Origin of the sequence: uncultured Halovibrio sp. (genome assembly GCF_913056445.1) — a bacterium.
Lineage (GTDB): Bacteria > Pseudomonadota > Gammaproteobacteria > Pseudomonadales > Oleiphilaceae > Halospina > Halospina utahensis_B.
The window spans coordinates 1-9,295 of sequence record NZ_CAJXMA010000104.1 but is presented as its reverse complement, the minus strand read 5'-3'; the positions used below and the strand labels follow the sequence as shown (position 1 = coordinate 9,295).

Below are 9,295 nucleotides of genomic sequence, written 5' to 3'. Positions count from 1 at the left end.
ACTCGGCACCGGGCGTTTGTTCGTCGGTCCCGACGGCTCTCAGTTGAACCTGGATAAGGTGAACGTCCTCTGGGCCGGTACCGATACCATCCGCCAGATGTTCGAGGGTCGCCCCGAAGAACACCAGTTCCACGAGATCGCGGACGCCTACGAAGCCGGTGTAGGCTCAACCGTGACCATTGGCGGCCATGAGTTCGCCGTCAAAAGCGGGAAACAGGGTGGCTTCAAGTACATGCTGCAGAACAACCAGCTGGGGCTCACGCTGCTGTACAAGCATTTCTACGCCGAAGCGGATGCCATCTCCACCCATCTCAAGATTGAGTGCTCACCGCAGTGGCTTTATGAGCGGGACAAGTACCAGATCAACGACGAGCTATTCGAGTGGGCCAACAAGCTTCTCAAGAACCCGAAGCCTAACGCCGTGGCCGTTCACCTGGCCGTAGACTTCCAGGGCTGGGAACCGCCCCAGGACTTCGATAGCCACTTCGTCACCAAGGCTCGCCGGGTCCAGCGTTATGACGGCATGGCTGAATTCCGATTCCAGGGCTGTGACAGTGCCATCGTCCACGGCCGCGGGACGTCCTTCACCTTTGGCAAGGCCAACAGCTTACAGTTCTGCCTCTACAACAAGTCCGAGGAAGTGGACGTCTCCGACAAGCGGGACTTCATGGAATCGATCTGGCGCACTGCGACCAATGACGACACCTTCCCTGATACCTGCTACGACGAGGAGGCGCCCGTCTGGCGGCTTGAGGTGCGATTTCATCAACGCATCATCAACGAACTGTGGCGCGGGACTGACGCTGTCGGGCCCATTTACACCTATCTGGAAGCGGACAAGCACCTCACGGGGCTGTGGCAGTACGCGCTGAGATCCAACCGGTTTGAGTACCGCAAGGACTGGGTTCACCCGATCTGGACCTTCCTTCGCGATGAAGTGAGCTTCGGCCACAAGGCCCCGCCGATTGCCTATAAGCGCGAAAAAAAGACCCCGGGTTGCGGCAACGAAAAGAACGTCGCCCTTGCCTTCGGCAACCTGCTGAGCATTTATGCGCGCAACCGGTTCAACGCTCAGCAGGCGTGGCACTGCCTTAAGAAATCCGGCCTGTGGAACGACCTGAAATCCTACTACCGAAGGCGTGAGATTACCGAGCGAATGCTTTACGAAATGGTGCGCGATGGACTCACACAGCGACGGCTGCAGGGGAAAGTGGCGGCATGATCCGCAAGCTCAAATCGGGACGCTGGCAGGTCGACATTCAACCTGGCGGCCGTGGGCGTCGTCGTATCCGCAAAACCTTTGCGACCAAGGCGGAAGCGAAACGGTTTGAACAGCACGTGGAATCACGCCAGGCCGAAAACCAGGACTGGAACCCGGCCCCGGATCGGCGCTCGATCGCGGATCTGGTCCAGGAATGGTACAGCGCTTACGGCTACAGCCTGAAGGACGGTACCAAGCGAAAGCGCAAGCTGGACATGATGGCGCGGTTGCTGGGCAACCCCAGGGCAACGGATTTCACGGCCTCGGACTTTGCCGCCTACCGGCAGCACCGGCTGGATATGGATGGGGTCAGCCAGAACACGGTGAACCGGGAACAGGCTTATCTGTCGGCTGTGTTCAATGAACTGGCGCGCTTCGATAAGTGGGATTACCCGAACCCCTTAAGCGGTATCCGCAAGTTCAAGATCGACGAGCCGGAACTCGCCTTTCTGACCCAGGACGAGATCAATGCACTCCTGGAAGAATGCGAGGCATCATCGAACCAGAGTGTGTATTACGTGGCACGCCTGGCATTGGCAACCGGTGCCCGCTGGTCGGAAGCTGAAGGCGTGACCAGGGCAAACTTCACGCCCTACCGGGTGACGTACAACTACACGAAGTCCGGGAAGTCTCGATCAGTTCCCCTGGATGAATCACTCTACAAAGAGCTGATCCAGGAAGTGCCCTTTGTCAGCTGCGCCGCTGCTTTCCGGCACGCAATCCGACGGGCTGGCATCGAGCTCCCCCAGGGACAGCTGACGCACATATGCCGGCACACGTTCGCGAGTCACTTCATGATGAACGGCGGGGATATCCTGACGCTTCAGCGGATTCTGGGCCATTCGGATATCAAGTTGACGATGCGTTATGCGCATCTGTCGCCAGAACATTTGAAGGACGCGATGGGGTACGGTCCGTGTGTCTAGAGCAGGGAGGTTTCACGAGGCCGATGCAGCGTAAACTAAATAGAAGCAAGTACATGAACCTCAAGGATCATGTACTCACCAGCATTTTTACAGCTTAGTGCAATTAGTAACCATCCCAGCACTTTCTGATTTCAGTTTAAGATTTGATTCATTTAGCACTAGAATTTTTGAAGAGTCACTTATGTTCTTTGGAACAAAGCTTTGTAGATCTGCTACTTTATCAAGCCCAGGATGACTTACATTCACGATGTTATAGTCTTCTATAGTTTCTATAAGATAACCATCCTTGTATTGCCATTCTGAGGTGGCACTGAACGCATAGGTAAGTTCCGGAAGTTCCGAAGCGTTAATGGTCATTTCCCCAATTACGTTTGCCTTGCCGTTCCTGACGTAACTTACCTCAGCATCCATTTCCACATTCGTCCCATCTTTCTTATCTGAGGCTTGGCATTCCCATGTTCCATAAAGTCTAGATTCAACCGGTTTATGCTCTATGTTTTCAGAAGAAACACAACCAACAAGAGAAGCCAGAAAAAATAAAACAATACCCTTTATGTTACCCATATATACATAATCCTTTGTTGAGCATAAAAACTGCGACTAGTGACTTTGGGGCGGGATCGAGTGCTGCTTTACGTGAGAATTGCAGTGTTCAATGGAGGTGTTGCCTAGTTTATGGTCGCCTTGAGCTGAGTTGACACCTCGTTGACACCCAAAAACAACAAAGCCCGCACGAGGCGGGCTAAGTCCTTGATATTAATGGTGCCCGGAGGCGGAATCGAACCACCGACACGAGGATTTTCAATCCACTGCTCTACCGACTGAGCTATCCGGGCGACAACGGGGCGTTATTAAACCGGTTCGGAGCCCCCACGTCAAGAGCCGGGGCCCGAACTAGCCTTATTCTTCCGGAGGTACGAAGCCGTCAGCCTCGTCGGACTCCTCATTGTTGAAGAACGCCTCCATCTGCTCCTGCAGGTACTCCCGTGCCTTCGGGTCCAGCATGTTTAGGTGCTTCTCGTTGATCAGGCGGGTCTGGCGCGCCTGCCATTCCTCCCAGGCCTGCTTGGAGACGTTCTCGTAGATTTCCTGGCCCTTGGCGCCCGGCAGCGGCGCGAAGTCCAGGCCTTCCATGTCTTGCTGGTACTTGCGGCAGAAAACGGTTCGTGCCATTTGCGCGGCTCCTGGTTGCTTTGCGGATGCGCGGGGTTCAGCCCCGCATCATCTTGCGCAGCTTTTTCATGAATGTCTTCTTTTTCGGCGGATAGACACTGGGCTCGCCTTTCGGCCGTGTCTTGAAGCGGCGGTGTACCCAGAGGTACTGCTCAGGATAACGCCGGACCATCTTCTCAATCTCCTGGTTGAGACGGGTCGCGTTCTCCACCTCATCGTCGGTGGGGTAGTCCTCAAAGACCGGCGAGAAATGCACGCTGTAAACGCCATTACCGTCCCGGAACTGGCTCAGGAACAGCACCGTGGCGCCGGTCTCCCGGGCGATCCAGGCGGGCGTGGTGAGCGTGGCGGCCTGGACCCCGAAGAAGGGAGCGAAGACGCTGTAACGGGGGCCGAAATCCTGGTCGCAGCCGTACCAGACGATATTGCCTTCCTTGATGAAGTTGATCATCTGCCTCAGCTGGCGCTTGTTGAACGCCGCCCCGCTGAACTTGCGCCGGTTGCGCTCGATGACCGCATCAAACAGGGGGTTATTGTTGGGCCGGTACATGTGGTTGAAGTCGAACACGGCATCCGCGAAGGGCCCAGCAAAATCCAGAATGCTGAAATGGCCACCCAGCATGAGGATGCCCTTGCCACGACGGCGGGCTTCCTCGAGGTGCTCCTTGCCGTGCACCTCAAGACGCTCAATGTGGGGTTTCATGTTCCCCCACCAGGCCTTGGGGCTCTCAACGTAGCCCTTAGTGGTGGCGATGATGCTTTCACGGACCAGTTTCTCCCGCTCTTTCGCGGACATTTCCGGGAAGCACAGTGAGATGTTCGTGCGGGCAATCGTGCGCCGCTCCGCGCCGATCAGGTAACTCAGCCAGCCCAGGCCCCGTCCGATCGCCTGCAGTACCGGAAGTGGCAGATAGGCGAGCATGCGCAGAACCCCGATCAGGATCCAGGTTGGCCAGTAGCGTGGATGGAGGAAACGCCGGTAATAGTACTTGGGATCAATAGGACGCACGAGTCTGCTCTTATACCGCCAACTAACAGTGATTGGCCAGAATACCGATTCGATGGCAAACGGTGAAGCACATTGGGTACAATCCGCACTTCACCATTGCTCTGGTTTTACGTTCCAGCCCGCAACGGAGGACAATCCGATGACGACCTACGCCGTCTGCGCACTCTATCGGTTCGTGCGCCTGGACGACTACGAACAGCTGCGTGAGCCGCTGCGCCAGTTCCTGCTGGAACAGGGTATCCGCGGCACCCTGCTGCTGGCCCGCGAGGGCATCAACGGCACCGTGGCCGGCTCCCACGATGCAATCGCCGCTCTCAAGGCACGCCTGGCCGAGGACCCGCGCTTCGACGGAATCGACTACAAGGATTCCGAGACGGACATCCAGCCATTCAACCGCACCAAGGTGAAGCTCAAGCGCGAGATCGTCACCATGGGCATGGACGGTATCGACCCGAAGCAGTCCGCCGGCACCTACGTGAAGCCCCATGAATGGAACCAGCTGCTTCAGGACCCGGAAGTCACGGTGATCGACACCCGTAATGAGTACGAGGTGGAGGTCGGCACCTTCCAGAACGCCATCAACCCCGGCACCGAGGCCTTCCGCCAATTCCCGGAATACGCGGAAAAGAACCTGGACCCGCAGAAGCACCGCAAGATCGCGATGTTCTGCACCGGTGGCATTCGCTGCGAGAAGTCCACCGCCTATCTGAAGGAACAGGGCTTCGAGGAGGTCTATCACCTTGAAGGGGGCATCCTGCGCTACTTCGAGGAGATGCCGGAAGAGCAGTCACTGTGGAACGGCGAGTGTTTTGTCTTCGACGAGCGTGTGGCGGTGAACCAGAACCTGGAGCGCGGCCAGTACGACCAGTGCCACGCCTGCCGGCGCCCGATCACCGAGGACGATAAGCAGTCACCGAAATACCAGCAGGGCATCAGCTGCCCCAAGTGCTACGATTCGCTGACCGAGGAACAGATGGCGCGCTTCGCGGAGCGTGAACGCCAGATCCGACTGGCAAAGGAACGCGGCGAGGCCCACGTGGGCGCCGAGGCGGCGGAGGTCATCGAGCAACGCCGCCAGGCCAAGCGCGCCAGGGATGAGGCCGGGGAAGGCTCTAGCTGAGAGCCTTCCATGCGGCTTCGAGCCGGTCCAGCGCCTCGTTCAGGTCCGGCATGGGAATGTTGAGCGGCGGCGCGAAGCGCAGCACCGTGCCGCCGGCCACCAGAACCAGCACACCGGCTTCCAGCGCTGCCGAAACAAAGGCCTTGGTATTCTCATCGTAGGGGGCGGCCAGTTCCGCTCCCATCAGCAGCCCCCTGCCTCGTACATCACGGAATAATCCCGTCTCCTCAGCCATGGCCTCGAGCCAGTCAGACAGCCGCTGCTGGCGTTTAGGCACACCGTCCAGCACCTCTTTGGTGTTCACCAACTCCAGTACACGGCGGGCCACAGCGCAGGCCAGCGGATTCCCTCCGTAGGTGGTGCCATGAGTACCGACCGTGAAACTGGCCGCGATGTCTGCCCGCGTCAGCATCGCGGATATCGGAAAGCCGTTCCCCAGCGCCTTGGCCGTGGTCAGGATGTCCGGCTCCACATGGTAATCCTGGTAGGCATAGAGACGCCCGGTGCGGCCCACGCCACACTGGACCTCATCAAAGATCAGCAGCAGCCCGTTGTCATCACAGATCCGGCGAAGCTCGCGCAGGAACCCGTAATCCGCCGGGCGCACACCGCCCTCCCCCTGAACAGGCTCCACCACAATGGCGCAGGTCCTATCCGAGATCTGCTCCTTTACCGACGCCGCATCATTGAACGTCGCATGCCGGACCCCTTCCGGCCCCGGACGGAACCCATCCAGATACTTCGGCTGCCCGCCGACAGCCACGGTGAACAGCGTCCGCCCATGGAAACTGCCATCAAAGGCAATGATCTCGTGCCGGCCGTCCCCATGATGATCCCAGCTGTAACGGCGAGCCAGCTTGAACGCCGCCTCATTCGCCTCCGCCCCGGAGTTCGCAAAAAACGCCTTCTCCGCAAAGGTGTTCTCGCACAGATACTGCCCAAGCTGCAGCGCCGGCTCATTGGTCATGACATTGCTCACATGCCAGATCTTCCCCGCCTGCTCCTGCAGCGCCGCCATCACACCTGGATGCGAATGCCCCAGAGCCGTCACCGCAATCCCTCCGGCCAGATCAATGTACTCATTCCCTTCCTGATCCCAGACACGGGCCCCCTCACCGCTCACCGGAATCACATCACCGGGGGCGTAGGTGGGGACCATGACTTCATCGAAGGTGGCTCGATTTACGGAGGAATTACTCATTCAGTCAGCTCTTAGTTCGGAAAATGTCCACTCACAGCGAATTGCAGAACACTTGGATAGAGTGGTGTTGGGACTGCTTCCCGGGAAGCTCTGGAGCCAGGGATGGCGGAAGAGCAGCCTACAGGGATGTACTCGTGGCGTTTCCCGGGAAGCAGTCCCAACACCACTCCCCGGCAACCACACTTCAGTCCTGATAATCAGAGGGCCAAACAACCTCCGGCCGCGGCACCCAAGGGCACTCAATAACCCGCAACCGATGCGAGGGCGCCATCACATACTTCACCAGCAGCTTGTACGAATCCAGATCAAACGCCAGCGGCTCACGCCCCGGCTCCAGATCCCGCAGCTCCGCCTCACTGTGAACCGTCACAAGATGCGCCCAATTATAAAGCACATGGATATCCATTCTACCCATGGCCTCATTCTCCTCCACCACCCCGATCGCCCCCTCCCAGGGCCAGGTCGTCAACTGCATGCTGTGAAAGGCGATCTTCGTGCGCAGATTGTACCGGGTCACATCCTCCTCACCCTCACAGGCACCCCGGCACCGCCCCAACCGCCGCTGAAAGCACGGCCCAGGACCACTCTCAAGCCCCAGCAACCGGTTGCAAAGCTCATTCTTCTGGACAATCCCCTGGAGCGCCTTCTGCGCATCCTTCTTGGAGCGGAACAGCCCGTGGTACTGATCCAGATTCGAGGGGTCGATCCGCCAGCTCAGCTCCGCCCCCAGATAACCGGCCTCTGTCTCTGAAAGCGCAATGCTCACCAGCCGCTTGGCCGCCCTCGAGCGCCGGTTGTACAGCGGCTTGAGCGTCTTGATCTGGTGCAGTTCCAGCAACAGCGCGCCAAGCTCCCCGGCCGTCTCCGTCCAGTCTACCCGCCGCATGCTCTGGGAAAGCTGAACGCCCCGGCTGCTGTTGTGATCCCCGGAGAAATGGGACGCCACCCGCTGGCGAATATTGGTGCTCTTGCCCACGTACAGAAGTACGTCATTCTCACCATAGAAACGGTAGACTCCGGGCGTATCCGGCAGCTCGTCCAGGATGTCCGGCGAGATATGGGAGGGGATACTCGGGCGCTTCAGCAAAGCCTGGATCGTCTCCGCCACAGGCTCCACGCCCTGCTCAAACCGGATCCGCTCAAAGAACTGGAACATGGACGCCACATCGCCCATGGCCCGGTGCCGCGGCCCCGGATCCAGCCCGTGGCGTTCGATCAGGGCATCCATGTTGTGGCGCCGGTATTCCGGGTACAGCCGGCGGGAGAGTTTCACCGTGCACAGCACCGGCGCCGCAAAGGCCTTCCCCAGCCGCCGGAACTCCGCCTTGATGAAGCCGTAATCAAAGCGCGCGTTATGCGCCACGAAGACCGCATCACCCACCTTCTCACGGAAGATCTCCGCCACCTCGTCAAAACGCGGCGCATCCACCACCATGGCATTGGTGATGCCGGTCAGGGACTCGATGTAGTGCGGAATGGTCTGCTCCGGATTCACCAGCGTCTGCCATTCCTCTATGACCTCGCCGTCTTCCCAGAGACGCAGGCCAATCTCGGTGACGCGGTCACCCGAGGCACTTCCTCCCGTGGTCTCAAGATCGATAAAGGCAAGCTTCATAAGCCGACATCCTGATTCATATGCCCCGACCTACGTGATAGTCCCTGCGCAGGATCTTCCGGCTTCACTCTGCAACACCAACCTCACAGGTTGTCGAAACCATGAAGAGAACCGCATAACGTTATCCATAAAACCCATTTTGATAAAAATCACTGTTTATATATCCTAATGGTCATCCACTCAACCCGCAGGAGGACATTCCATGACCCTCAGAATCGGACAGACAGCACCGGACTTCACCGCCCAGACCACCGAAGGCCAGATCAACTTTCACGAGTGGATCGGCGACAGCTGGGCCATCATCTTCTCTCACCCGAAGGACTTCACACCGGTCTGCACCACCGAGCTGGGCTACATGGCCAAGCTGAAGCCCGAGTTCGACAAGCGCAACACCAAGATCATCGGCCTTTCCGTTGACCCGGTCGACAATCACGCCAGCTGGGCAAAGGACATCGAGGAAACCCAGGGTTGTGCACCGAACTACCCCATGATCGGTGACACCGACCTGAACGTTGCCCAGAAGTACGACATGCTGCCGGCGGACGAGGAAGGCGAAGCCGAAGGCCGCACACCGGCGGACAACGCCACCGTGCGCTCCGTGTTCATCATCGGGCCGGACAAGAAGATCAAGGCCATGCTCACCTACCCGATGACCTCCGGCCGGAACTTTGACGAAGTCCTGCGCCTGCTGGACTCCTGCCAGCTGACCGCCAAGGAAACCGTTGCCACGCCGGTTAACTGGAAGCACGGCGAAGACGTGATCATCCCGCCGAGCGTCAGCGACGAGGAAGCGCAGAAGAAGTACCCGGAAGGCTACGTCACGCACAAGCCTTACCTGCGGACGGTCAAGCAGCCGAAGTAACCAGTCCGGCGGCACGACACAAAAAACCCGGCTTACGAGCCGGGTTTTTTATTGAATACAAGCATCAAGCTAGCAAGGAGAGTGCGGCAGGGCTGGACGGGAAGCTCTGGAGCCATGGATGGCGGAAG

Annotated in this window: 9 protein-coding genes and 1 tRNA gene; 4 read left to right on the top strand and 6 right to left on the bottom strand. The window is 58.5% G+C overall.

Going from position 1 to position 9,295, the window contains the following annotated elements:
* On the top strand, positions 1 to 1,222 hold a 1,222-nt coding region (locus QZ501_RS13975), incomplete at its 5' end, for a hypothetical protein (RefSeq protein ID WP_295720353.1).
* On the top strand, positions 1,219 to 2,187 hold the full coding sequence (locus QZ501_RS13970; RefSeq protein WP_295720350.1) for a tyrosine-type recombinase/integrase: 969 nt from the start codon (positions 1,219 to 1,221) through the stop codon (positions 2,185 to 2,187). The genes QZ501_RS13975 and QZ501_RS13970, both read left to right, overlap by 4 nt.
* 87 nt (positions 2,188 to 2,274) lie before the next feature.
* On the opposite strand, the gene QZ501_RS13965 is transcribed toward QZ501_RS13970, so the two are convergent.
* From QZ501_RS13965 to lpxL, 4 genes are all read right to left on the bottom strand, one after another.
* The gene (locus QZ501_RS13965) at positions 2,275 to 2,751 is read right to left on the bottom strand and encodes a hypothetical protein (RefSeq protein ID WP_295720348.1); all 477 of its coding nucleotides are present in this window, start codon (positions 2,749 to 2,751) and stop codon (positions 2,275 to 2,277) included.
* Between the two features lie 196 nt (positions 2,752 to 2,947).
* Positions 2,948 to 3,023 (bottom strand) — tRNA-Phe (locus QZ501_RS13960).
* A gap of 64 nt (positions 3,024 to 3,087) precedes the next feature.
* On the bottom strand, positions 3,088 to 3,360 hold the full coding sequence (locus QZ501_RS13955) for an oxidative damage protection protein (RefSeq protein WP_151440027.1): 273 nt from the start codon (positions 3,358 to 3,360) through the stop codon (positions 3,088 to 3,090).
* Between the two features lie 37 nt (positions 3,361 to 3,397).
* Positions 3,398 to 4,369 carry an LpxL/LpxP family Kdo(2)-lipid IV(A) lauroyl/palmitoleoyl acyltransferase gene (gene lpxL / locus QZ501_RS13950; RefSeq protein ID WP_295720346.1) on the bottom strand — a complete coding sequence of 324 codons (972 nt, stop codon included), beginning with the start codon at positions 4,367 to 4,369 and terminating at the stop codon, positions 3,398 to 3,400.
* Between the two features lie 139 nt (positions 4,370 to 4,508).
* Here lpxL and QZ501_RS13945 point away from each other — a divergent pair, with 139 nt between their 5' ends.
* Positions 4,509 to 5,489 (top strand): rhodanese-related sulfurtransferase, encoded by a 981-nt coding sequence (locus QZ501_RS13945; RefSeq protein WP_151440025.1) that lies wholly within the window; start codon positions 4,509 to 4,511, stop codon positions 5,487 to 5,489.
* Here QZ501_RS13945 and QZ501_RS13940 read toward each other — a convergent pair.
* Both QZ501_RS13940 and QZ501_RS13935 read right to left on the bottom strand, forming a co-directional pair.
* A complete protein-coding gene (locus tag QZ501_RS13940) occupies positions 5,482 to 6,690 on the bottom strand; it encodes an acetylornithine/succinyldiaminopimelate transaminase (RefSeq protein WP_295720342.1) in 1,209 nt (402 codons plus the stop codon). The genes QZ501_RS13945 and QZ501_RS13940 overlap by 8 nt on opposite strands.
* A 184-nt stretch (positions 6,691 to 6,874) precedes the next feature.
* Complete coding sequence (locus QZ501_RS13935) at positions 6,875 to 8,305, bottom strand: exonuclease domain-containing protein (protein ID WP_295720340.1); 1,431 nt, start codon at positions 8,303 to 8,305, stop codon at positions 6,875 to 6,877.
* A gap of 202 nt (positions 8,306 to 8,507) precedes the next feature.
* On the opposite strand from QZ501_RS13935, the gene QZ501_RS13930 reads away from it, so the two are divergent.
* Complete coding sequence (locus QZ501_RS13930; protein WP_151440022.1) at positions 8,508 to 9,167, top strand: peroxiredoxin; 660 nt, start codon at positions 8,508 to 8,510, stop codon at positions 9,165 to 9,167.
* The last annotated feature ends 128 nt before the right edge of the window (positions 9,168 to 9,295 follow it).